Below are 22647 nucleotides of genomic sequence, written 5' to 3'. Positions count from 1 at the left end.
CGCCGCCGTTCGGGAGCATGCGCATGGAATGCGACGGCCGAAGCATCCGAGAAGGCATGGACTGTGTGATTTATCAGGAGCGGACGGGTGAACGCGAGCAGATCGACTGCCGGGAGCAGGAAGGGGGTTGTCAGGCCATCTTCGACCGTCTGGCGGGGCTGGAACCGGATGAGTTCGCCTGGATCCGCATGGACACACCCCGTCAGGACGAACTGCAGCGGCTCGGCTCGTACCTGAAACTGCATCCGCTGACCATCGAAGACGCGGTCCAGGCCCACCAGCGACCGAAACAGGAGCGCTACGGCGACGTCACGGGGGTCGCCGTGCGGACGCTGTGGTTCGTCGAGCGGACCGCGGATGTGGAAACCGGCGAAGTAATGATCATCCTCGGCCCGTCCTTCGCGCTGACCGTACGTCACGGCGCGGACGACCCCACGGTGGAGGCTGCGCGCCGGCTCTCGCAGCAGCCGGAGATGGCATCGCTCGGGCCGGTCGGCGTCCTGCACGCGATGACCGATGTCATAGTCGACGCCTACGCCGAGGCCGCCGCCCAAGTACGCGCCGAATTGACGGAGTTGGAGCAGTGCGTGTTCTCGCCCGCCCGCGACGACCTGACCGAGCAGATCTACTCGCTCAAACGCGAGGTGGTGGAGTTCCGCGACGCCGTCCAGCCGCTCGTCCCGGTGATGCAACCCTTCGCCACGGCGCGGGACGACTGGCCGCGGCAGGTCGTGCCGTACTTCCGTGACGTCACCGACCACCTCACGCGCACCGACACCGAGGTCCGCGCCCTGGATGATTTGCTCGCCTCCGTCCTGGACGCCCATCTGGCGAAGGTGGGCACCTGGCAGAACGACGACATGCGCCGCATCAGCGCGTGGGCGGCGGTCTTCGCCGTCCCCACCATGGTCGCCGGGATCTACGGCATGAACTTCTCCCACATGCCCGAACTGGACTGGCGCTACGGCTACCCCTGCGCGCTCGCCGTGATGGCGCTGGGGGCAGGACTGCTGTACCGGGCCTTCCGCCGTAACGGCTGGCTGTGACGCCGAACCGGCGTTCCGAACAGGGACGATAGGGTTCGCCGAAGGTCCTGCTCGTCAGCGATGGAGAGGCTCCGGCGTCCGGCGGGCCGGGGAGCGCCGGATGAAGCAGCGGCCGGGGTGCACTCTCCGGGTGCGGGTGGATAACGCGGATATTCAGCCGCACCCCCTCCGTCTGGAAGGTCGTTGTATGTGGGTTCGGCGAGTGATCGAACTGACCGGGTGGGAGCCGCTCGGGCTCTCCGTCGACTGGGCGGCGATCGAGGGAGAGCTGGGGGTTCCGCTGCCGGCGGACTACAAGGAGCTCTACGAGGCGTTCGGCGGCGGCGTCTTCAGTGATTCCGTGTACTTCCTGGGGCGCGACGAGGGCGTCTCGTTCGACTTGCTGAGGCAGTGGCGGGCCTGCCTGTCGGTCGACCGGGACGGCACGTACGGAAGCGTCTCCGCCGTCGACCCCTATGCGGTCTACGCGCCGGGCGGCAAGGGGCTCGTGGAGTGGGGTTCCACCGAATGGGCCGACGAGTACTGCTGGCTGATCGATGCCGAGCGGCCGGGCGAGTACCCCGTCCTCGCGCGGGCCCACGACGTCGGCGGATGGCACCGGTACGACATGTCCACCTCGGAGTTCCTCTACCGCGTCCTCGCCGACGCCGACTTCCTGCCGTTCGGGGTGGCGCAATACGCGCTCACGCCGTCCTTTGAAGCCGGTTCCGGCGGCGGTGTGTGACGGTGTGTCGCGTCTGGAGTCGGGCTGGGGCGCCGGCCGCACCCTGCTCGGGGACGCCGCCCACCTGATGCCGCCCCGCGCCATCGACAACGCGGAGGCCGCGCAGAAGATGCTCGGCGCCCTCATGCCCGACGACGACTCCGACGGCGCCGTCTTCCCCGACACGCTCCGGCCGGCCGATACGCGCCCCGCGCAACTCCCCACGGGGCCCTGACGGCTCCACGACGAGTCGGCCGGGTGGCTCTCGCGGGCCGGTCCCCCGTGCGTTTCCTCTCCGCTGCCGACGCCGGCCGCGTTCCTGCGCGGCGTCCCAGGGAGGGGGCGTTCCGGCAGGTCAAAGGCGGTATGGGCGTTCCAGCGTCCCGAGTTCTGCGGCGGCGGTGGCGGCCGGGACGGAGGGCGTCGCAAGCTCACGGCGGCACGCATCGACGCGCTCACGCCGAAGGGAAAGGCCATGCGGACGCCCATCCGGATTCATCGGTTCCGCCGCCCGGACGTCCTCACTGACGCGGTGGCCCTGGCGGTGCTCGCCGCTTCCGCAGCGATCGTCTTCCTCCTGGTCGCCCGCCGTCTCTGACGTGACGTACGCCGACCGGACCCACCGCAAAGAAGGCACCCACTCACCATGCGCATCGCCCGGCACACCACCCGCCTCGCGGTCTCCGCCACCGTGCTGGCGTCCGCTCTCTCCCTGACCGCCTGCGAGAGCGGCACCAAGGACACCGGCAGCCTGGCGCCGACCGCGCACTCCGCGTCCGAGACCGGCGGCCGGCGCACCTCGTCCTCAGCGGATGCCGACGGCCGGGCCCAGGACGGTGACTCGTCGACGGCCGCGTCGGGCGCCACCGGCGGCGGACCTCACGGAACGAACGGCTCCGGTCAGGCCGCCGGCAACGGTTCCGGCAGCCACTCGGCAGCCGTCCCCTGCAACGGTGCGCGGGTCAAGGTCACCGCGGTCATGGTGAATCGCCCCGTCAACCACATGCTCCTCACCGCCACCAACACCGGCTCCCTGCCCTGCCACGCCTACCACGCCCCGTACCTCCGCTGGGACGCGGCCCAGGTCGCCACCGCGTTCCTGAGACCGTCCAGGCCGCAGGCCGTGATCACGCTCGCACCGGGCCGGTCGGCGTACGCGGGGGTCATGTACCGGTCCGCGGACGGCTCCGGCAGCGGCGGCCACACCGCGCACAGTCTCGACGTCCTGTTCGCCAACCGGGCGGGGAACGGTTCCACCGGGCCGTCCGTGCGGTTCTCGCTGCTCAAGGGCGGTGTCACCGTCGACAGTTCGGCGTGGGTCACCTACTGGCAGTCCTCCGCCGAGGCCGCGCTGACCTGGTGAAAGGAGGCCGTTGCTCCCGGTCGGTCCCGGTTCCCACGTGAGCGCCGGAACCGGGATCAGCCGTCCTCCTTCGGGGCGGGAATCCACTCGTTGCTGCCGCCCAGCGGGTAGTCGTACTGAGGCCGGCCCGCCATCCCGCTGGTGTGGAACGGCTCCCCGTTGTCGTCGATCCGGAGCGTGCCGTGCCGGTTCCCGCTGGACCACTCCAGTTCCATGTACCAGCGCACGTCGCGGGCGCCGGCCCGTGCGACGATCTTGAAGACCTCGGGGTCCCGCTCGCTCGCCTTGTAGGGGAAGTCCCGCTGTCCGTTCTGCGGCGTGAGCCGTGGCCGCGCCGCGTCCAGCGAGACCCCGAAAGACTTGGGCCCGACACCACCGCCGCAGCCCACGCCCATGCTGTAGGCGTTCCAGGCAAGTGGCGCCGAACTTCCCACCACTCGCACCCGCAGGGCATGCATCACCACCGTCCGGTCGCCGGCACCCTGCACCGACACCTGGACCAGCTGGCTGTCCGCCGAGACCGCGCCCAGCGCCGAGATCCAGCCCCGGGCGTCCTGCTCGGGCGGCGGCGGGGGCATCTTGCCCGGGTCCCGGTCGACCAAGTAGCGCTGGGTGCACGGGTCCTCCCAGCTGAACGGGCGGACGTCCACGCTCAGCGGGAGCGCGGCACGATCCGTCGTGCCCGGACCGGTCGGGTCCTCGCCTTCTCCGTCGGACGCCTCGCCCCGGCGCGTACGGGACGGGGACGGACTCGCGTCACCCGCGCCGGGCGGCTTCGCAGCCGCCGACCGGCCGCCCTCGGTCTTCGTCGTCCTCGTCGGCCTGCTGCCGCGCTCCGTGCTGGTGACCGCCCCGGCCTGCGCCGTACGGCCGTCACCGTCGCCGTCGCCGGAGAGCAGTCCGGCGACCAGCGCGGCGGACGCGGCCACGGCGGCCACCGTGATCCCTGCGACCAGCGCGCGACGCCGCCGGGTGCCCGCGGGCGTCTCCTGAGCCACGGACCGCCCCGCGGGATTGATCGAGGCGACCTGACCGGAACCGGATGCGAAGGCGGAAGCGGCGAGGGCGGCGACGGGAACCGGCGGCGGCACGCCGTCGGACGCGGTCCCGGCCGCGGCCTCGGGCTCACACTTGGTTCCCGTTCCGCGTCCGGACCCGGAACCGGACCCTGGACCGGCCTCGGCCGCGGATCCGGCCGATCTCTCCCCGCCCCCGTCAACGACCGCCGCGTTCCCGCCCCCTTGCTTGCGGTCCCGCTCCCGCCGACGTGCCTCGTCCGCCAGGATCCACCGCCGGTGCAGCTCCACCAGTTCGTCCGGCGTCGCCCCGCACAGCCGTGCCAGGCGCTCCAGCGGTGCGTACTCGGTCGGAACCGCATCGCCGTTGCAGTAACGGTGCAGCGTCGATGTGCTCATGTGCAGTCTCTTCGCGAGCACCCCGTAGCTGTACCCGGAGCGGTCCTTCCACTCCTTCAACAGCGCCGCGACCCCCGCCGCTTCCTCAGCCGCCCCCACTGTCACTCCCTCCCCGCCCGCGCGCACCGCACGCGTGCCACGTGCCGTCGCGCCGTCCAGCTGGCACGACCGCTCCCACGCCCCGGCAACACCCACTCCCCGTCCCCCCCAGTCCGGACTTCCCGGATGGCTGATCTGCTGGTGACCACATTGGGCCCCTGTGGTCGGTGTCGCCCCATACGTGAGGATCATGTTGGCACCGATCTGCACGCGCTCCGCGTAACGCCACCACCACGGCAACCGTTTTCGGCCGCCGAGCGCCCCGGAACCCTCGTCCAGGTGCGTGGTTGAATGGCCGCCGAGGTGAGAGTCATGGTGTCTGCCGACCGTCTGCTCGCGTTTGCGGCGATGTCCCTGCTGGTGATCGTGATCCCGGGGCCGAGCGTGCTGTTCGTGATCGGCCGGGCCCTGGCCCACGGCCGGCGGACCGCGCTGGCGACGGTGCTGGGCAACGTGCTCGGCTCGTACCTGCTGGTGGTCGCCGTGGCCTTCGGTCTCGGCTCGCTGGTCGAACGGTCCGCGGCGGTGTTCACGGCCGTGAAGCTGGCGGGTGCGGCGTATCTCGTTTTCCTCGGCGTTCAGGCGTTCCGGCACCGCAAGGACATGAAGGTGGGGGCCGGTGCCGCGCAGAGCACCGGGCAGGGGGCGCGCGGTGATCTGCGGACGGTCATGGACGGCGTCACGGTGGGCGTCACCAACCCGAAGGGCCTGGTCTTCTTCGCCGCCGTACTCCCCCAGTTCGTGAACCACGCGGCGGGCGGGCTGCCCACCCAGATGCTCGTCCTGGGCCTGGTTCCGATCTGCATCGGCCTGATCACCGACACGGTGTGGGGACTGAGCGCTTCGGCGGCGCGCAACTGGTTCGCCCGCTCCGAGCGCCGGCTGTCAATGATCGGCGGAGCGGGCGGCTTCGCCATGATCGGCCTCGGGGTGACCGTCGCCGCCACCGGCCGCGCCGACTGACCTGCGTTCCGGCGCTCGCTCAGGCCCGCATGGTGACGCCCTCGGTACGGGAGCGGCGCGGTCTGCCGGTGTCAGGCCGGGCAGGTGACGGTCTTGTCCGGCAGCTGTCCCCCGACGAGATATCTGTCGACGGCACGGTCGGTGCAGGTGGACGGGCGCTCCGAGGCGTACGCCCCGTGCCCCTGGCCCGTGCGCACCAGGAGCGAGCTGTGGTCCAACTGCCGGTGCACCGCCCGTGCGTTCGCCAGCGGAGTCAGCTGATCGTCGGTGTACGACACCAGCAGCACCGGCGCCGCACCTGATGCCTTGACCGGCTCGGCCGCACCGGTGGGGGCGATCGGCCAGGTCGCGCAGTCGATCATCTGCCAGGCGTAGGAACGGCCGAAGAGCGGCGACTGCTTGGCGAACGCGTCGGCGGTGTCAAGCATCTCCTTCGGGGACTTCGGCGCGGACGGGGAGTCCAGGCACAGCACCCCCGACATGCTCACGGACTCGTTTTCCTCGGTCCGCTGCTCCTGCGGCGTCGGCTTTCCGCCACCGCTCTCGCCGGCCGCGCCGGCGTCCAGACGATCGAGTGCGGACACGTCGCCGTGCAGCGCGGCCACCAGCGCCGGGGTCAGCCGCTTCCAGCTCACTTCGCCCGTCACCGCCATGCCCAGGTACGTGGACAGGGCGGCGTTGGTGAATTCCTCGCCGCCGGCCGCCCGCAGCGGCTTCCGGTCCAGCTTCGTGGCGAAGGTGGTGAGCGTCCGCAGGATCTCCTCGGTCGTGGACCCCAGCCGGTGGTCCCCGCGCGCGACGAGGTCGTGGGCGTAGCGGCGCACCGCGTCATCGGAGGTCTTGACGTCGAGCCGGGCGACCTGCCGCATGTCGGCGGCGGGGTTGACGACACCGTCGAGCACCATCCGGCCCACCTTGCCGGGGAACAGCTTCAGGTACTGCTGGCCGATGAAGGTGCCGTAGGAGAAGCCCGTGTAGTTCAGCTTGGCGTCGCCCAGGACCGTACGCAGCACATCCATGTCGCGCGCGACGCTCACGCTGTCCATGTGCGCGAGAACGGCACCGCTCGCCCGTTGGCATGCCCGGGCGCGCCGGGCCCCGTCGGCGAACGCCTTCGTGGCTTCCGCTTCGGTACGCGGCGGGTTCTCGGGCTCCTGCGCCACGCCGTCGGGGCACTTGATCTGCCCGGAGCCGGCTGTGCCGCGCGGGTCGAAGCCCACCAGGTCGTAGCGGGCCCGAGCCTGCTCGCCGGCCTGCCAGTTTCCGTCGGCCACGTCGGCGGCACCGCCCGCGCCGGGCCCGCCGGGGTTGAAGACCAGCGACCCCAGCCGATGGGCGTGGTCCTTGGCCTGCACCCGCGACACCCGCAGTTTCACGGTCTCCCCGTTCGGGGCGGCGTAGTCGACGGGCACCTTCACCCAGCCGCACTCCGCGCCGGGCACGGCCTTGGGGGTGACGTCCGCGCCGCAGGCCGTCCACTGGACCTTCTGCTGGGTGAAGCGCGCGGGCAGCACCGGTGCGGAGGTACTCGCGCCCTTGGCGTCGGCGGGCCGGGGGGCCGTAGCGCCGCTGACGCCACCGGCCGTCACCACCAGCGTGGTGGCGGCCAGCACACCGGCCGTCACGGCCATGGATCGGCGGGATGGGGACATCGGCGTTCTCACTCTCTCGCTGGGCCCCCGCGCAGCATGCGCACAGACGCCGCCGCACCGCTGTGGCCCCCATCACACTTGGGGTGAAATTACGCATTGTCGGCAGGACATCGCATATCGCCATCAGGCGTGGCGGGGGCGTGGGCGCGGTGACCGAAGAGCGACAGAAAACACGGTGCGTGAGCGGAGGCACCCGGTGGGCGATCAGGTCGTGGCCCACCTCACCCGCTGATCGCCGGCTGATCACAGGAGGGGTACAGGACCGCTCTTCAGCCTCTCCCGCACCCGCGCGGCCGGTCATGCGGCTCCAGGAGTTCGGGACGTAGGTTGACGGCGGGGATCTTCGGAGTGGGAGGGGTGTGCATGCGCGCCATGCGGTTCGAACGGTTCGGTGGACCTGAGGTCCTGGAGGAGGCCGACGTGCCGGATCCAGTGGCGGGTCCGGGCGAGACCCTGGTCGAGGTGGCGGCCGCAGGCGTCAACTTCGGCGACATCAAGCAGATCGCCGGCGAGCTCACCGAGGGACCGTACGCGCAGAAGGGACCCCTGCCGCACATCCCCGGGATGGAGGTCGTCGGCCGGACCGCGGACGGCCGACGGGTCCTCGGCTACGTGCGACAGGGTGGCTACGCCGCGAAGACCGTCGTCGCCGAGCGCGATCTGGTGGTGTTGCCGCAGGGCGTGAGCGCGGGTGCGGCGCTGGCGCTGCTCGTGCAGGGTCTGACGGCCTGGCACCTGCTGAGGTCGGTCGCGCGGGTCCGGCCCGGGGAGAGCGTCGTGGTCCACGCCGCCGCGGGTGGCACAGGCAGCCTCGCCGTTCAGCTGGCCCGCGCGTTCGGGGCAGGTCGCGTCATCGCCACCGCATCATCCGAGGAGAAGCGCGCCTTCGCCCTGGAACTCGGCGCCGATGTGGCCGTCGACGGCGCGGCGGAGGGCTACCGGGAGCGGATCCTCGACGCCAACCAGGGGCAGCCGGTCGACATCGTCCTGGATGCCGTCGGGGGGCCGGTCCTCGATTCCGCTCTGGACGCGCTGGGGTTTCTCGGGAGGTTGGTGACCTACGGGTCTTCGTCCCGGCAGGCCGCCACCGCCGTCCCACCGCACCGCCTGGCGGTGGAGAGCATCACGGTTGGCGGGTTCTGGCTCATTCCGCTCCTCACCCGCGAGGGAGCGGGCGGAACGGCACTGGAAGAACTGGTCGGGCTCACGGCACGCGGTCGCCTGCGGCCGCTGGTCGGCGCCGAGTACGACCTCGGATCCGCACGTGCTGCGCACGAGGATCTGCTGGGCCGCCGGACGAAGGGCAAGCTGGTCCTCGTGCCTTGAGCCCGCCCTGTCGGCTCACGCTTCCGCTGCCGGCGTCAGGGAAACGTTCCAGAAATCGGCGTAGCGGCCACCTCGGCGCAGCAGTTCGCCGTGGCTGCCTTCCTCGACGATCCGGCCGCCACGTCAACAAATCCTCAGGGCGCCGGCTGAGCACGGGGACGGCAGGGCCGAGCCGACTGTCACTCCCGCACGGTTGGCCGGAATGCCACCGACCGAGGCTGCCCCTGAAGCGTCTCGGGGCCGCGGAGACGCGTGCGCCGCCCGGCGCCGAGGGGCACCGGGCGGCGAGGAGGCCGGTCAGCAGCCGGTGTTGTGCAGACCCGGGGTCTCGAAGTCGTCCTGACCCTCGACCGCCAGGACGCCGTAGATGGTGCTGCAGCCCAGGTTCACGTTCTTGAACTTGAACGTCTTCGTGTCGCCCTTCTTGACCGTGTACGCATTGCTGAGGTGCGTCGTGTGGCCCTTCCGGTAACCGAACTTCACGGTCACCGCGGAACCACCGGTCTTCCCGTACACGAGGTTCACGGTGTGCCCACCGTCGATGATGCCCACGCAGAACGAGCCGTTGGACAGCGAGGTGCAGGAGGGGCCCGCGTTGCGGGCCGCACCGGCCGGTTCGCCGGCCGAAGCCGGCGCCGCCAGGCCCGCGGCGGCGAGAAGGGAGGTGGCGAGTATGACGCCGGCCCGAGTGTGGTTACGCATGGGGGGTTCCTCTTCTACAGGTAGCCGTGTTGATCATCGAACAGGCTACCTAGGCGAAATCAAGCCAACAAGGCGGATGTGGCAGGAAAAATCGGACTCCTACGTTCCGGTGTCACGGCCGCAACTTGTCGCGCAGGGGACGGAGTTGGTGTGCGACGAGTGCCGCACATGGGCTCGCCGCCCCTGCCAGCGACCGGCCGCCGCCCCTAAGGGTTCCGACGACCCGCGGATTCCGGAATCAGGCCCACTACTCCAGCTCATCGAGCGGCCAATTGCGCTTCTCGCACAGCCGGGAGACCCTGCTGGCCAGGTCAGCCGGCACCGGTACGCCCATCCGGCGAGCGTTCCCAAGGCGATGCCGGACGTGCCCCAGAATCCAGTCCAGCTGCTCGTCACTGCGCGCCGCGAATTCCTGGAGCGCCTCCGCCATCAACTGGTGCCGGTCGATGTTCACGACGTCCTCTGCCATGGGGGCTGAACCTACCCGGGACGCTCTGCCCTGGTACATCCGCTGAACGCAAAGTTATTCGACCGCTACCACCGGGCCGAGGAGGTGCCCGATCCGGCCCGCCACGATTCCCGGCTGCTCGGCCTGGATGAAGTGCCCCGCGTCGACCCCTTCGAACCGCCCGTCGGGCAGCGTCCGGACCCAGCGCCGCTGGTGTTCGGCGATGACGGCCTGCGGCCCGCCTCCGGCCCCGGGGCGGGCACTGCTCGTGCCCGGCCCGGGGACTCCTCGCTGTCCGAACCGGTCGGGGTTATCCGAACTGGCCGGGCTGGTAGTCGCCGGCCGGCTGCTGGGTGATGACGTTGCCGCGGTTGAAGGCGTTGATGAGGGCGATGAGCGACACCAGGGCGGCGAGCTGCTCCTCGTCAAAGTGCTTGGCGGCGTTCGCCCAGGCTTCATCCGTGACACCACCGGCCGCGTCGGCGAGGCGGGTGCCCTGCTCCGTCAGCTCCAGCGCCGCGCGCTCGGCGTCGGTGAAGACCGTGGCCTCCCGCCACGCCGCGACCAGGTTGAGGCGCCCCGCGCTCTCGCCCGCGGCGGCGGCGTCCTTGGTGTGCATGTCGAGGCAGAAACCGCACCCGTTGATCTGACTCGCGCGGATCTTCACCAATTCCTGCGTCGTGCCCGGCAGCGACGAGTCCTCGAGCGCCTTGCCCGCCGCGATGATGTGCTTCCAGACCTTGCCGGCGATCGGGCTGCCGAACATGTTCAAACGGGCATCCATGGTGTGCTCCTCTGCCGTTTTCGGTGGCTACACCCCTAGGACGGAAGTGCTCGGCACGATGTGACACGGCCGAATGTGGCGTGCGTCACCCCTGCCCGTGCGGCGGCAGCCACCTCGCACGACGGCCTCCGCCATCGGTGCCGGGACGCAGCGAGGTGGCAGACCCTCAGCCGCCCAAAGCGATCAGCGCGCCGCGGGCGTCGAGCTGCACACCCGGCGCCCATGCGATCTCCCAGCGATTGCCTTCGGGGTCAGCGATGTACGCCGACCGGCCGCCCCACGAACGGTCCACCGGCTCCTCCACGGCGGTGGCGCCGGCCGCCACCGCCGCCGCGAAGGCGGAATCCACCTGTTCACGACGGTCCACGTTGCAGATGAGCGTGAGGCCCGACCACCCGGCAGGGGCCGGCGCACCATTCGCCGCCTCAGCCGACAGCTCCTCCACGGGATACAGCGCGAGCAACACCCCACCGAGCAGGAAGCCCGCCCAGTTGTTGTCGCTGGACGGGAGTTCCTCCCACCCCAAACCACGGTAGAACCGGCGCAGCTCAGGCATGTCCCGGGCGCCGAGCGTCACGGCCGTCAAGCGAGAGGGCAACTCAGACATGACCAAGATCATGCAGTCAAGGTGGGCCCCCGGCAAGGAAGCCGCGATCACTTCTCAGTACTACGACGGCGCGCTGAGCTGACCGCGTCACCCCGCCGGCGCAATGCGAACGGCCGCCCGGCTTACGAGCCCTTGGTTCGCTGTCAGCGGGTGGGGGCGCCGGCCACGCGGCGTTCGCCGCCGTTGTTCGCCTGCCAGAACTTGTACACCTCGACGGCGTCCTCGCGCGGCTCGTGGCGCATCGGCAGCCGGCGCTCGGTGTAGTCCTTGGCGAACTCGGCGTAGAAGGAGTCGAGTTCGAAGTACTTGCGGTCGTCGACGTAGTGGGGCTCATAGGCGTCGCGGGTGGTGAGGAAGACGACCTCGTCCGGCGAGCAGTAGTAGAGCGAGCCCAGGCACATCGGGCACGGGTGGGCGAGCACGTAGACGGTGGTGCCGGTGAGGTGCTCGGTGCCCAGCTTCACGCACGCCTCACGGATGGCGAGGATCTCGGCGTGGGCGGTGGGGTCGTTGGTCTGGGCGACCTTGTTCGGGGACTCGGCGAGGATCTCGCCGTCCTTGACGATGACGGTCGCGAACGGCCGGCCGCCCTCGGCGACGTTCTGCCGGGCAAGGTCGATGGTGCGCTGCACGAAATCCATGGGGTCCTCCAGGAGGAGAGGGGTTGGGGGGTGCCGGGGCCGGTGCCCGTGTCGCATCCGTGCCGGAAGCGCGCTGCCGGCACGGGCCCGGCCCCGGGGAGTGTTGATCTGTTGATCCGTTCTGCCCGGGGCCTCAGAAGGGCTTGGTGGGCAGGTACTTGCCGTCGAGCGTGATGACGGCGCGCTCGCCGCCCTCGGGGTCGGCGACCTTCTTCACGTCGAGCTTGAAGTTGATCGCGGAGATGATGCCGTCACCGAACTGCTCGTGGACCAGGGCCTTGAGGGTGGTGCCGTAGACCTGGAGCATCTCGTAGAAGCGGTAGATGGTCGGGTCGGTCGGGATGCCGCCATCGAGGGAACCGCGGGTGGGGATGGTCTGCAGCAGCAGCACCGCGTCGTCATCCAGGCCGAGCAGCTCGGCGACGGCCTGGGCTGACTTCTGCGGCAGGGCGTGCTGGCCGAGGACAGCGGCGGTGACGAAGGCAGTGGACAGGCCGGCGGCGTCGGCGATCTGCTGCCAGGACACATCCCGGCGGGTCTTGGCCTCGACTGCGGCGATCGCGAGCTGCTGACGGGCGCTGTTGTCGAACTGGGCGTGCACCATGGGAATGCTTCCTTTCGGTTGGCCCGCCCCCCGGCGAAGGGGGCAGGAAGTGGTAGCGGCCCCCGGAGACCGGTCAGACCGGGCCTGGTCCGGCCGGGTGAGGGGGAGGGAAGGGGACGTCAGGCCGCGGGGGCCGGGCGCGGGGCGTCGACCTCTTCGACGGTGCCGGTGGGTATGTCGAAGACCCAGCCGTGCAGCCGTACGCGGCCCTCGGCCAGTGCGCGGGCCACCGAGGGGTGGGTGGCCAGGTTCGCCAGCTGCGCGACGACATTCGCCCGTACCAGCGCCGCCACCTGCTCCTCGCCCGCCGTGGTGGACGCGGTGCGGGCCCGGGAGGCGTCCGCGTGGCGCAGCCAGTCGGCGACGGCCGGGGCTCCGGCCAGATCGTGGCCTTCGGCGAGGGCGGTCATGGCACCGCAGGCGGAGTGCCCGCAGACGATGACGTCCCGCACGCCCAGCAGGGCCACCGCGTACTCGATGCCGGCGGCCACGCCGTCCGCGCCGGGGGCGTAGGCGGGGATCAGATTGCCGGCCGTGCGGATGACGAACAGCTCGCCGGGGTCGGCCTGCGTGATCAGCTCGGGCACGACACGCGCGTCGGAGCAGCTGATGAAGAGCGTGCCGGGCTGGTGGGTGGTGGCCAGCCGGGCGAAGAGCCCGGCCTTGTCGGGGAAGACATCCCGCTGGAAGCGGTGGATCCCCTCGGCGAGATGACGCATGACCCGGATTCCCTTTCGATCGGGGCTGTCGGTGGGCCCGACGTCATTCACTGTGCATGAGCTGCATCTATAGTGTCCAAGACGCAATATCACTGGCTGCCATCGATGACATCTATAGTCTTCCCTCATGAAGCCGGAACTGCGTCATCTGCGCTACCTGCTCGCGGTCGCCGAGCACGCCAACTTCACCCGCGCCGCCGAAGACCTGCGGATCGCCCAGCCCACCCTGTCCCAGCAGGTCAAGCAGCTGGAGAAAGCCCTTGGCGTGCAGTTGCTGGACCGCACCGGCCGTACCGTACGCCTGACGGACGCCGGCGCGGCCTACGTCCACTACGCCCGGCGCGCCCTACAGGACCTGGCGGCCGGGGAGCGGGCCGTGCTCGACGTCCAGGACCTCTCCCGTGGCCATCTCCGCCTCGCGGTCACCCCCACCTTCACCGCCTACCTCATCGGTCCCCTCGTCGCCGGCTTTTACGAGAGCCACCCCGGCATCACCCTGGACGTCCGCGAAATGACCCAGGACCGCCTCGAAGCCGACCTCCTGGACGACCGCCTCGACCTCGGCTTCGCCTTCCGTGCCACGCACCTGGCCGGCATCGCATCCACCCCGTTGTTCACCGAGACCCTCAGCCTGGTGGTCGGCCCGCACCACCCCCGGGCCGGCCAGGGGGCGCCGCTGCCGGTCGCCGAGCTGCACGAGCGTCATCTCGCCCTGCTGAGCGAGGACTTCGCCACCCGCCGACACATCGACGAGCACTTCGCCGCCCATCACGTGCGGCCCCGGATCGCGGTCGAGGCCAACTCCATCAACGCCCTCACCGAAATCGTCACCCGCACGCCGCTGGCCACGGTCCTGCCCGATGCCATCACCCGCGACCACGCCCACCTCACCCCCGTCCCCCTCACTCCCCCGCTCCCCTCCCGCACCGTCACCCTCCTGCGCCGCGAAAGCACCTACCGGAGCGCCGCCACCCACGCCTTCGCCGAGCAGGCGACGCAGTGGGTTCGCAGTCATGGCTTCACGCTTGACTGACCCCGTCCGGCACCGGTGACGGACCGGCCGGCCGTCGGACCGCGCCACTGCCCGCCGGCACGCGTGCCGGCACTATTCCGCCCGGGACAACTGGTCCAGGTGTGCACCACCTGCTGAGGGACCTCGCGGCCAAGGGACTCATCGTTGTCGTCGCCCTGGCCGTCCTGGCCGTGGGGATGACGGCGATCTGGCGGCGGACCGGCCGCGGCGGGGACGGGCAGGACAGGACCCGCGAGTGAGGGAGCCATCGGCCGCGGGCGGCGGTCAGTCATCCGCGTGGTGTGTGCGGAGCCGGTTCACCGCGCTGAGGACGGCGTGCAGGGTTGCCGTGCCGGAGTCGGCGCGGATCGCGGCGCCCCAGGCGGAGCGCTGGTGGTGGTCGATCCGGACGTAGGCGACGGACTGGGGGCTCCGGCCGTCCTCGGCGGGGAGGGGGTGCCGGTGGACGTCGCCCAGGGTGAGGCCGGCGTAGTCGAAGCCGTCGGTGGACGGGAGCGACGGGAGGCCGGCGAGCAGCGCGTCGGCGAGGGCGGGGCCGGCGCCGTGCAGGGTCACTGTGGTGCCGTCGGCCAGCAGGGTGCAGGTGAGGGTGTGGTGGGCGCCGCCGTCGGCCGGCTGCGGGGTGTGGTCGAGGAGGTGGAGCGGCCGGGTGGCTTCCAGGTAGGTGGTGCGGAAGACCGACCACACCTCGCGGGCGGTCAGTTCCCCGTCGGTGCCGTCGGTGTGTTCCTGGATGATCCCCGCGAATTCCGCCTGGAGCGGGCGCGGCAGGTCCAGGTGGTACTCGGCTTTCAGCAGGTAGGACGAACCGGCCTTCCCTGATTGGGAGTTGACCCGGATCACCGCTTCGTAGTCGCGGCCGATGTCCTTGGGGTCGATCGGCAGGTAGGGCACGGCCCACGGGAGCTGCGACAGGGGCGTACCGGTGGCACCGGCCGTGCGTTCCAGGGCCTCGAAGCCCTTCTTGATGGCGTCCTGGTGGGAGCCGGAGAAGGCGGTGTGGACGAGTTCGCCGCCGTAGGGGTGGCGGGGGTGCACCGGCAGCCGGTTGCAGTGGGCGACCGTGGCGGCGACGCCGGGCAGGTCCGAGTAGTCGATCATCGGGTCGACGCCCTGGGTGAAGAGGTTGAGTCCGAGGGTGACGAGGTCGACGTTGCCGGTGCGTTCGCCGTTTCCGAAGAGGCAGCCCTCAATGCGCTCCGCCCCGGCCAGACAGGCGAGTTCGGCGGCGGCGACGGCGGTGCCGCGGTCGTTGTGCGGGTGGATGGAGAGGATGAGGGAGTCCCGGCGGTCGAGGTGCCGGTGCATCCACTCGATCTGGTCCGCGTAGATGTTGGGCGTCGACAGCTCGACGGTGGCGGGGAGGTTGAGAATCATTTTGTGCCCGGGGTCCGGGTCCCACACGTCGGCGACCGCGTTGCTGATCTCCAGGGCGAAGTCCAGTTCGGTGCCGGTGAAGGATTCCGGTGAGTACTCGTACCGGATGCCGGGGTTTCCGCTCTCCTCGGCGAGTTTCCTGCACAGCCGGGTGCTGCGGACCGCGAGGTCCTTGATCTGCGCCTGGTCCATGCCGAACACGACCTCGCGCTGGAGGCACGAGGTGGAGTGGTAGAGGTGGGCGACGGCGTGGCGCACCCCGGCCAGGGAGTCGAAGGTGCGGCGGATGTGTTCCTCGCGGGCCGGCATGATGACCTGGATGGCGACGTCGTCCGGTATCAGGTCCTCTTCGATGAGCAGCCGGATGAAATCGAAGTCGGTCCTGCTGGCCGCCGGGAAACCGACCTCGATCTCCTTGAATCCCATCCGGACCTGGAGTTCGAACAGTTTTCGTTTGCGGGCGAGGTCCATGGGGACGGCGAGCGCCTGATTGCCGTCCCGCAGGTCCACCGCGCACCACTGCGGGGCCCGGGTGAGGGTCTTGGCCGGCCACGAGCGGTCCGGAAGGTCGAGTGGCGGGTAGGCGGTGTATCTCTGCGTGGGCATGCCCGAGCGCTGCTGCAGCGGCTGGCCGGAGGACGGATACGGAGCGGGCATCGGCTTCTCCTCGTTCCTGTGCGCGCGACGCGGGAGGGTCGTTCCGTGCGGAGCTGCGGGGTCCTCGGCTGCCGTCACGAGCCGGCCTCGACGGTGACCGGTGCGGCGTCGTTGCGGGCGCCGCCCCAGCGGTGCCGGGTCTCGTGATGGATGTGCCAGATGTCGTCCTCGGTCAGCAGGACGGACACGACGTCGGGAAAGGCTTCCTCGAAATAGATGTACGGCTTTCGGTTGTCGATGCGCGGGGAGTGGTAGTCGAGCCGGTCGTGCATTCCGTGGGCGCGGGTGACGGGGGTGGCGGGGTGGTAGGTGAGGATGTTGGGGCTGGCCAGGTCGATCAGTTCGTCGTCGATGAGCCGGCCCACCTCGTGGATCGTCTCGTCGATGCTGGCCCGGGTCTCGCCGTCCAGGCCGAAGAGGACGGAGGTGCCCAATTGCAGGCCCTGTTCCTTGACCAGTGCGGCGGCCTCCCTGACCTTTTCCCGCCAGGGCTTTCCTTCCTCCCGCCGGAGGTTTTTATGGATATGGTCCATGACCTGCGTCGACATGCTTTCGATGCCGATGTAGACGTAGCTGCAGCCGGCTTCCTTCATCTTCCGAAGGATGTCGGCCGATGCGTCCGCGGAATGGAGTGCGACGAGGGTGTCGACGGTGAGTTGGGCACCCCATTGGAGTCCGCGCAGCCGCTCCATGTCGTCGTCCTCGGCGAGGAATTTCCGGTAGCGCGGATCGAGGGAGTCGGGTGGGGTGCGGCGGATGCGGCTGAGTTCTTCGCAGAAATTCCCGATGTCGCGGTAGCGGCCGCTCCAGAAGACCGAGTCGTCGAAGAAGAGCGATTCGGCGCCATAGCTGAGGTATTCGCAGACCCGCTGCACCGCGGTGCCGACGGCATCGTCCTTGAACCGTTTGAGGCCGTTGCTCAACTGGGCCGATTCGGAGCAGAAATTGCAGCGGTAGGGGCAGGCGTTGGACACCATGAAGTGCGCGGTGCGCAGCGGCTTTCCGGTTTCCGGGCCGGTGAAGATCGGGAAGCGGGAGCGGATCGCGAAGGCCGCGTACGGCGAGGGCAGCGAGCCGAGGTCGAGCGGGCGGCCGCGCAGCGGCACGGCGTCGACGGCGTCCGCGGACGCGAGGGCGATGAGGGAGCTGCCCGCGCCGGGGCCTTCCTCGGCGAGCAGTCCCTGAAGGCACGGCAGCACCTGGTCGCGGTCCACCCGGCGCCGGTCGAGGTCGGTGGCCAGGGCGAGGGCCCGCACGAGGAGGTCCACCGCGTGGTACGCCTCGCCGCTGACGACCGCGTCGACCACGTGGGGCGCCTTGCCCTCCTGCATGACGGCCAGGGTGCTGCTGGGTTTGAGGAGCAGGGCCTGGCCGTCGGGGGTGACCGCGGTGGTCTCGTCGACGTGCCGGCCGCCGAGGATCACGAAGGTGTCGGGGACCTCGCGCTTGGCCAGTTCCGCGATCTGCAGGGCGTAGCGGTGCGCGGGCGAGACGGTGCTGATGAGGACGACCCGGGGGCGGACCTCGCGCAGCAGGCGGGTCCAGCGCGCGCGGGCGTCGTCGTCCCAGACCCGGGGGTCGAAGACGGTCTGGTCGGTGTTCGGGGAGGTGCCGTAGGAACGGTAGCCGTCGTCGCCGGAGGAGAGCCGGTAGGTCTTGTCCGGGAACCGGGTCCATTCGGGCGCGAGGTCGCTGTAGTGCGTGGCGTCCGCCAGCGGCCCGGCGTCCGCCACCGCGCGGTGCACGGCGAGGCTCAGCGCCGTGTAGAGGCACATCGGGTCGCCGGGGTAGGTGATTTCCCCCTCGGACTGGGTCATGACGGGTGCGAGGACGGACAGCACCGGAAAATACCGGGTTTTCGCGCTGCCGTCGGCCAGTTGCCCGGCGAGGCGTTTCCTTCGCATGCGCCGCCTTGCCCGGAAGGCGTCGGGGTCGGTCACTTCACCGGCGCGATGCAACCGTACGGCACTGTCCCCGGAATACACCTTTTCCATGGCATGGGTGGTCATCAGCCCTCCGGATTCCGATTTCTCCGGGACTTCGGCCCGGAACGCGGACATGGATGACGCGCTGGATCCGGTGGGACGGCACGAAAGGCCGGGTCGCATTCTTCCGGTGGTGGCCGGGGAGTTCTCGGCGTCCGCCCGAACTCCCGGGAAAGTCCCCCGACTTCGTCCCCCGTGATCATTCCGAACTGTACTAGCAGCTGCCCTGCGCACGTCAACGACAAAGGAAAAACTTTCCGCATTGTCGCTTTCGGCCCGGGTGTTCGCCCCGGTTTCAATCCCCGCCGCGCCGCCGCAAGGCTCCGTCCATGCGGTCCAGGGTCTCTTCGAGGATCTGCGGTGAGGTACCGAAATTGAGCCGGACGAATCCCTCGCCGGAGGACCCGAAGGCCGGCCCGGAGAAGAGCAGCACCTTGGCCTCGTCCCGGAAGAACGGCATGGGGTCGGCGTCGAGCCCGAGCTGCCGGCAGTCCAGCCAGGCGAGGAAGGTGGCCTCCGGGGTGCGGCAGCGGATCCCCCGGGGCAGCCGCTCGGCCAGCCGCCGCCGGTTGCGGGCGAGGACCGCCAGTACCTCGTCCAGCCAGTCGTCTCCGGCCGTCCAGGCGGCCTTCAGCGCCTCGACCGCGAGGACGCCGACCTGGCCGAACAGCAGCCCGCGCCGGGCGTCCACGGCCTCGCGGACGGCCGGTGGTCCGATGTGGGCCACGGCGCAGCGGATCCCGGCGAGGTTGAACGCCTTGCTGCCCGAGGTGAGGGTGACGGTGCGGGCGGCGATCTCCGGGCCGAGCGAGGCGAAGGGGATGTGGCGGTGCGGGGCGTGGGTCAGGTCGGCGTGCACCTCGTCGGAGATCACCAGCAGGTCGTGCCGCAGCACCAGCTCCGCCAGCGACTCCAGTTCCGCGCGGCGGAACACCCGGCCGGTGGGGTTGTGCGGGTTCACCAGGAAGAGCACCCGGCAGCGTCCGGAGGTGCCGTCGGCCGCGGCGTGTGCCATGCGGGCGGGGTCGAACTCCCAGCCGTCGCCGCCCTCTTCGACGGGCACGGTCAGCGGGCGGCGGCCGATCTTCTCGATGACCTCGACGAACGGCGGGCAGGCGGGGGTGTGCAGCAGCACGGCGTCGCCCGGTTCGGTGGCGACCTGGAGCGTCGCCAGCATCGCCTGGTTGATGTCGGTGAACAGCCGGGTGTGCGTCGGATCGGGCCGGTGGCCGTACCGCCGGAGCATCCGCTCGGCGAACACCTCCCCCAGCGGGCCGCCGCGGCTCTCGTCGAACCACGTGGGGTAGCCGAGGTCGCCGTCCGCGCGGCGCATCAGGGCCTCACGGATCGCGGGCGCGGTCGGGAAGTCCATGTCGGCGACCCACGAGGACAGCATGCCGTCGCCGGCGGTGGCCCATTTCTCGCCATCGCGTTGCGCGAGGCGGTACGGGTCGACGGCGACGAGATCGGCCGGCGAAATGTCGGTGCTCACAGGGCGGTTCCCCCAGTCGGTCGGTCGGCGCGGCGCCGTTCGGACCGGTCGGTGCGTTGCCGCGCGACAGGGGGACGGCGACGGAAACCCCCGAGTTCGTCAACGTCGAGGCCCCCTCGGGGAGGCCCCAAGATTATGCGGCAGCACCCGGCCGCGGGATGTGACGCCCGCCACATTGTGGCGGTGATCGTGGCCGGATACTGTCCCAACAGCCGGGCGCGCAGCCCGGATTGGCCCCTGAGTCGGCAGCCGTTCCCCGGACTCGGAGGTTCCCGACCCGGCCGCGGTGCGCAGCCGCGCCCCGTCGATCGTCCACCGCCGAGTGCACCCGCGATGTCGAGAAACTCTGAGACAGGAGACGGTCATTGTCCTCGCATGCCGCCCAACTCCCCACGGACCGGCCCCGCGGCGTCGACGATCCGGCGTGCCGGGCGGTGGTGCGCCTGGAGATACCCGGTCTGTACGACGGTGCCGTGGGCGCCGTGGCGGCATCCTGCGCGTCCACCCCGGAGAATGTGCTGCTCGCGGCATTCGCCGCGCTGGTCCACCGGTATTCCGGGGAGAACCACGTGGAGTTCCGGGCCGTCCAGGAGGGCGGCAAGGAGGCGCTGCTGCGCCTTTCGGTCACCGGCGGGAGCACGTTCCGCGGTCTGGCGGGTGAGGCCGGTGCGGTGGCCCGTCCCGGACCGGAGCCCGCCCGCCTCGGCGTCCGCGTCGGCGGCGCCCCCGCGGTGGCCCCCGACGACCCGCCGTACGAGGCCCAGTTGGTGCTGCCCGCGGTGGAGGAGGGGTCCCGCTGGGCCGCGCTCCACTTCGACGACCGGCTCTTCGATCCGGCGACGGCGCAGCGGCTGCTGGCCCACTACGGGCAGCTGCTCACCGACGGCGTACGCCACCCGGACCGGCCGCTGGCGGAACTCACCCTGCTCACCGAGGCCGAGCAGCGCCGGTTCCTCCTGGACTGGAACGACACCGCCACCGCGCTGCCCCACGAGGACGCGTGTCTGCACGAGGTGTTCGAGGAGCGGGCCCGGCAGACGCCGGCGGCGGTCGCCGTGGTCCGGGGCGCCGACCGGCTGACGTACCGGGAGATCGATACCGCGGCCAACCGGCTGGCCCACCACCTGCGGGGCCTCGGCGTCGGTCCGGACGACCGGGTCGGCCTCTTCCTCGGCCCGTCGCCCGACCTGCTCGTCGCCGTGCTCGGTGTGCTCAAGGCCGGTGGCGCCTACGTGCCGCTCGACCCCGCGTACCCCCGGGCCAGGCTGACCACGATGATCACCGGTGCCTCCTGCGTGGCCCTGATCAGCCGGGCCGAGCAGGCCGCCACCCTGACCGACGGCGAGCACCCCGTCGTGCGCGGCCACCTCGTGCTGCTGGACCGCGACGCCGCGGCCCTGGCCGCCCGGCCGGACCACGCGCCGGAGCCGGTGGCCGGCCCGGACAACCTCTGCTACGTGATCCACACCTCGGGCTCCACGGGCCGCCCCAAGCCGATCGCGCTGCGCCACCGCGGCGTGCTGAACAACATCGCGGACCTCAACACCCGCTTCGGCGTGGCCGCCGGCGACAGCGTGCTCGGGCTGTCCTCCCCGAGTTTCGACATGTCGGTCTACGAGTTCCTCGGCATGACCGCGGCCGGCGGCACCCTGGTGCTTCCGGCGCCGGGCCGGGCCAAGGACCCGGGCCACTGGGCGGAACTGGCCGCGCGGCACGGCGTCACCGTCTGGAACACCGCGCCGGCCCTGCTGGACCTGGTCCTCGAACACGTCGAGCGCACCGCCGCAGACGGTCCCTCGCCACTGGGCACCCTGCGGCTGATCATGCTCGCCGGGGACTGGATCCCGGTGAAGATGCCCGACCGGACGCGGCAGTTCGCGCCGGACGCCCGGTTCGTCTCCCTCGGCGGGGCCACCGAAGCCTCGATCTACTCGACGCTCTACGAGGTCGAGGCGACCGACCCCGCCTGGACCAGCATCCCGTACGGCCGGCCGATGGCCAACCAGCGGACGTACATCCTGGACGAGGCGCTGCGGCCCGTTCCGCCGGGGGTGGCCGGCGAGTTGTACCTCGCGGGCGACGGCCTCGCGGTGGGCTACCTGGACCTGCCCGACCTCACCGCCGAGCGCTTCCTGCGCTGGTCGTACGGCCCGGTCACCGACGAGCGGCTGTACCGCACCGGTGATCTGGCCAGGTTCGGTGCCGACGGGCTGATCGAACTCCTCGGCCGCACCGACCTCCAGGTCAAGATCCACGGGTTGCGGGTGGAGCTGACCGAGATCGAGTCGGTGCTCCGGGACCACCCCCGGGTCAAGGAAGCCGCGGTGGCGGCGCGGCCGGACCGGACGGGCGCGCCCGCCCTGGTCGGCTACACGGTGCCGCGCGAGGGCGAGGACCTCGACCCCGAGGAGGTCCGCGGCCGGCTCGCGACCCGGCTGCCGGCCCATATGGTGCCCGGTACGGTGCTGGTGCTGCCCGCCATGCCGCTGAGCCCGAACGGGAAACTCGACCGCAAGGCGCTCCCCGCGCCGCCCTCCCCGCGGGGCCGGCGGCAGGAGGGCGGCGTGCCCGAGGAGGAGGCGCCCAGCGGCCCGTGGGAGGAGCGGATCGCCGCGGCCTGGCGCGAGGTCCTGGGGGTCGAGGCGATCGGGCGGGACGACGACTTCTTCGCCCTGGGCGGCGACTCGATGAAGGCCCTGCGCAGCATGACGCAGGTGCCGGAGGTCACCTTGGTCGACCTGTACCGCTATCCGACGCTGCGGAAGCTGGCCGCGAACCTCCGGGACACGGCCGGCGAGCCCGGCACCGTACCGCCGTCAACGGGGCCGGAGTAGGACCGGTGCCGCCGGGCGGGGACGAGTCCCACCGGGGCGGGCGGATGCCCCGGCCGGGGGCGAAATCCGATCCACGAGCGCGTCCGCGGGCAGTGTGATGGCCCGGACTGCCCGCGGCTCGGCGCGGGCCGACCGCAGGAGCCGCCCTTGACGACGCGAAGAACCGCGGCATCCCGCCCCGCGATCGATGCCGACGC

22 protein-coding genes are annotated in these 22647 nt (G+C 71.0%); 10 read left to right on the top strand and 12 right to left on the bottom strand.

The window, feature by feature from the left end:
* Nucleotides 1–56: 56 nt before the first annotated feature.
* The 5 genes from SL103_RS16620 (at nt 57) to SL103_RS16605 (ending at nt 3112) form a co-directional block, all read left to right on the top strand.
* On the top strand, nt 57–1046 hold the full coding sequence (locus SL103_RS16620) for a magnesium and cobalt transport protein CorA (RefSeq protein WP_069569806.1): 990 nt from the start codon (nt 57–59) through the stop codon (nt 1044–1046).
* Between the two features lie 187 nt (nt 1047–1233).
* Nucleotides 1234–1770 carry an SMI1/KNR4 family protein gene (locus tag SL103_RS16615; RefSeq protein ID WP_164492815.1) on the top strand — a complete coding sequence of 179 codons (537 nt, stop codon included), beginning with the start codon at nt 1234–1236 and terminating at the stop codon, nt 1768–1770.
* A gap of 4 nt (nt 1771–1774) precedes the next feature.
* The gene (locus SL103_RS16610; protein ID WP_069569804.1) at nt 1775–1984 is read left to right on the top strand and encodes a hypothetical protein; all 210 of its coding nucleotides are present in this window, start codon (nt 1775–1777) and stop codon (nt 1982–1984) included.
* A gap of 240 nt (nt 1985–2224) precedes the next feature.
* On the top strand, nt 2225–2347 hold the full coding sequence (locus SL103_RS39245) for a hypothetical protein (RefSeq protein ID WP_279631157.1): 123 nt from the start codon (nt 2225–2227) through the stop codon (nt 2345–2347).
* Between the two features lie 48 nt (nt 2348–2395).
* The gene (locus SL103_RS16605; protein WP_069569803.1) at nt 2396–3112 is read left to right on the top strand and encodes a DUF4232 domain-containing protein; all 717 of its coding nucleotides are present in this window, start codon (nt 2396–2398) and stop codon (nt 3110–3112) included.
* A gap of 56 nt (nt 3113–3168) precedes the next feature.
* On the opposite strand, the gene SL103_RS16600 is transcribed toward SL103_RS16605, so the two are convergent.
* Complete coding sequence (locus SL103_RS16600) at nt 3169–4626, bottom strand: transcriptional regulator (protein WP_244303925.1); 1458 nt, start codon at nt 4624–4626, stop codon at nt 3169–3171.
* 312 nt (nt 4627–4938) lie between these two features.
* Between SL103_RS16600 and SL103_RS16595 the strand changes: the two genes are divergently transcribed.
* Entirely contained in the window at nt 4939–5589 is a 651-nt protein-coding gene (locus tag SL103_RS16595; protein WP_069573805.1) for a LysE family translocator, read from the top strand.
* A gap of 71 nt (nt 5590–5660) precedes the next feature.
* On the opposite strand, the gene SL103_RS16590 is transcribed toward SL103_RS16595, so the two are convergent.
* Nucleotides 5661–7241 carry an alpha/beta hydrolase gene (locus SL103_RS16590; protein WP_099055425.1) on the bottom strand — a complete coding sequence of 527 codons (1581 nt, stop codon included), beginning with the start codon at nt 7239–7241 and terminating at the stop codon, nt 5661–5663.
* Nucleotides 7242–7661: 420 nt separating this feature from the next.
* Between SL103_RS16590 and SL103_RS16585 the strand changes: the two genes are divergently transcribed.
* Nucleotides 7662–8567: a quinone oxidoreductase family protein gene (locus SL103_RS16585; protein WP_347877844.1), complete on the top strand. Its 906-nt coding sequence runs from the start codon at nt 7662–7664 to the stop codon at nt 8565–8567.
* Nucleotides 8568–8864: 297 nt separating this feature from the next.
* Here the strand turns inward: SL103_RS16585 and SL103_RS16580 are convergent, their stop codons facing one another.
* From SL103_RS16580 to SL103_RS16550, 7 genes are all read right to left on the bottom strand, one after another.
* Nucleotides 8865–9269 (bottom strand): hypothetical protein, encoded by a 405-nt coding sequence (locus tag SL103_RS16580; RefSeq protein ID WP_069569801.1) that lies wholly within the window; start codon nt 9267–9269, stop codon nt 8865–8867.
* A gap of 247 nt (nt 9270–9516) precedes the next feature.
* Nucleotides 9517–9738, bottom strand: a complete 222-nt coding sequence (locus tag SL103_RS16575; RefSeq protein ID WP_069569800.1) for a hypothetical protein — start codon at nt 9736–9738, stop codon at nt 9517–9519.
* Between the two features lie 289 nt (nt 9739–10027).
* Complete coding sequence (locus SL103_RS16570; protein ID WP_069569799.1) at nt 10028–10501, bottom strand: carboxymuconolactone decarboxylase family protein; 474 nt, start codon at nt 10499–10501, stop codon at nt 10028–10030.
* 166 nt (nt 10502–10667) lie between these two features.
* The gene (locus SL103_RS16565) at nt 10668–11108 is read right to left on the bottom strand and encodes a VOC family protein (protein WP_069573802.1); all 441 of its coding nucleotides are present in this window, start codon (nt 11106–11108) and stop codon (nt 10668–10670) included.
* 143 nt (nt 11109–11251) lie between these two features.
* A complete protein-coding gene (locus SL103_RS16560) occupies nt 11252–11749 on the bottom strand; it encodes a nucleoside deaminase (protein WP_069569798.1) in 498 nt (165 codons plus the stop codon).
* Between the two features lie 133 nt (nt 11750–11882).
* The gene (cynS, locus tag SL103_RS16555) at nt 11883–12353 is read right to left on the bottom strand and encodes a cyanase (RefSeq protein ID WP_069569797.1); all 471 of its coding nucleotides are present in this window, start codon (nt 12351–12353) and stop codon (nt 11883–11885) included.
* A gap of 119 nt (nt 12354–12472) precedes the next feature.
* Nucleotides 12473–13072, bottom strand: coding sequence for a carbonic anhydrase (locus SL103_RS16550; RefSeq protein ID WP_069569796.1), 600 nt, complete (start codon nt 13070–13072; stop codon nt 12473–12475).
* Nucleotides 13073–13199: 127 nt separating this feature from the next.
* On the opposite strand from SL103_RS16550, the gene cynR reads away from it, so the two are divergent.
* Together cynR and SL103_RS37845 are read left to right on the top strand one after the other, a co-directional pair.
* On the top strand, nt 13200–14105 hold the full coding sequence (gene cynR, locus SL103_RS16545; RefSeq protein WP_069569795.1) for a transcriptional regulator CynR: 906 nt from the start codon (nt 13200–13202) through the stop codon (nt 14103–14105).
* Between the two features lie 101 nt (nt 14106–14206).
* Nucleotides 14207–14344, top strand: coding sequence for a hypothetical protein (locus tag SL103_RS37845; RefSeq protein WP_164492814.1), 138 nt, complete (start codon nt 14207–14209; stop codon nt 14342–14344).
* A 25-nt stretch (nt 14345–14369) separates the two neighbouring features.
* Here the strand turns inward: SL103_RS37845 and SL103_RS16540 are convergent, their stop codons facing one another.
* The 3 genes from SL103_RS16540 to SL103_RS16530 all read right to left on the bottom strand — a co-directional run bounded on the left by SL103_RS16540 (nt 14370) and on the right by SL103_RS16530 (nt 19616).
* The gene (locus SL103_RS16540) at nt 14370–16139 is read right to left on the bottom strand and encodes a 2-isopropylmalate synthase (protein WP_069569794.1); all 1770 of its coding nucleotides are present in this window, start codon (nt 16137–16139) and stop codon (nt 14370–14372) included.
* A 74-nt stretch (nt 16140–16213) separates the two neighbouring features.
* Nucleotides 16214–18043 carry a B12-binding domain-containing radical SAM protein gene (locus SL103_RS16535; protein WP_069573801.1) on the bottom strand — a complete coding sequence of 610 codons (1830 nt, stop codon included), beginning with the start codon at nt 18041–18043 and terminating at the stop codon, nt 16214–16216.
* Between the two features lie 376 nt (nt 18044–18419).
* A complete protein-coding gene (locus SL103_RS16530; RefSeq protein ID WP_244303924.1) occupies nt 18420–19616 on the bottom strand; it encodes a MalY/PatB family protein in 1197 nt (398 codons plus the stop codon).
* 365 nt (nt 19617–19981) lie between these two features.
* Between SL103_RS16530 and SL103_RS16525 the strand changes: the two genes are divergently transcribed.
* A complete protein-coding gene (locus SL103_RS16525; RefSeq protein ID WP_069569793.1) occupies nt 19982–22450 on the top strand; it encodes a non-ribosomal peptide synthetase in 2469 nt (822 codons plus the stop codon).
* Nucleotides 22451–22647 lie beyond the last annotated feature (197 nt).

Source organism: Streptomyces lydicus (genome assembly GCF_001729485.1).
Lineage (GTDB): Bacteria > Actinomycetota > Actinomycetes > Streptomycetales > Streptomycetaceae > Streptomyces > Streptomyces lydicus_D.
Note: the sequence above shows the minus strand (reverse complement) of the source record. Positions and strands in the feature narration are given on the sequence as shown.

Coding starts and splice junctions, on each gene's coding strand:
- SL103_RS16620 (WP_069569806.1), top strand. CDS start 57: ATGGACTGTGTGATTTATCAGGAGCGGACGGGTGAACGCGAGCAGATC.
- SL103_RS16615 (WP_164492815.1), top strand. CDS start 1,234: ATGTGGGTTCGGCGAGTGATCGAACTGACCGGGTGGGAGCCGCTCGGG.
- SL103_RS39245 (WP_279631157.1), top strand. CDS start 2,225: ATGCGGACGCCCATCCGGATTCATCGGTTCCGCCGCCCGGACGTCCTC.
- SL103_RS16605 (WP_069569803.1), top strand. CDS start 2,396: ATGCGCATCGCCCGGCACACCACCCGCCTCGCGGTCTCCGCCACCGTG.
- SL103_RS16595 (WP_069573805.1), top strand. CDS start 4,939: ATGGTGTCTGCCGACCGTCTGCTCGCGTTTGCGGCGATGTCCCTGCTG.
- SL103_RS16590 (WP_099055425.1), bottom strand. CDS start 7,241: ATGTCCCCATCCCGCCGATCCATGGCCGTGACGGCCGGTGTGCTGGCC.
- SL103_RS16580 (WP_069569801.1), bottom strand. CDS start 9,269: ATGCGTAACCACACTCGGGCCGGCGTCATACTCGCCACCTCCCTTCTC.
- SL103_RS16575 (WP_069569800.1), bottom strand. CDS start 9,738: ATGGCAGAGGACGTCGTGAACATCGACCGGCACCAGTTGATGGCGGAG.
- SL103_RS16570 (WP_069569799.1), bottom strand. CDS start 10,501: ATGGATGCCCGTTTGAACATGTTCGGCAGCCCGATCGCCGGCAAGGTC.
- SL103_RS16565 (WP_069573802.1), bottom strand. CDS start 11,108: ATGTCTGAGTTGCCCTCTCGCTTGACGGCCGTGACGCTCGGCGCCCGG.
- SL103_RS16560 (WP_069569798.1), bottom strand. CDS start 11,749: ATGGATTTCGTGCAGCGCACCATCGACCTTGCCCGGCAGAACGTCGCC.
- cynS (WP_069569797.1), bottom strand. CDS start 12,353: ATGGTGCACGCCCAGTTCGACAACAGCGCCCGTCAGCAGCTCGCGATC.
- SL103_RS16550 (WP_069569796.1), bottom strand. CDS start 13,072: ATGCGTCATCTCGCCGAGGGGATCCACCGCTTCCAGCGGGATGTCTTC.
- cynR (WP_069569795.1), top strand. CDS start 13,200: ATGAAGCCGGAACTGCGTCATCTGCGCTACCTGCTCGCGGTCGCCGAG.
- SL103_RS16540 (WP_069569794.1), bottom strand. CDS start 16,139: ATGCCCGCTCCGTATCCGTCCTCCGGCCAGCCGCTGCAGCAGCGCTCG.
- SL103_RS16535 (WP_069573801.1), bottom strand. CDS start 18,043: ATGCGAAGGAAACGCCTCGCCGGGCAACTGGCCGACGGCAGCGCGAAA.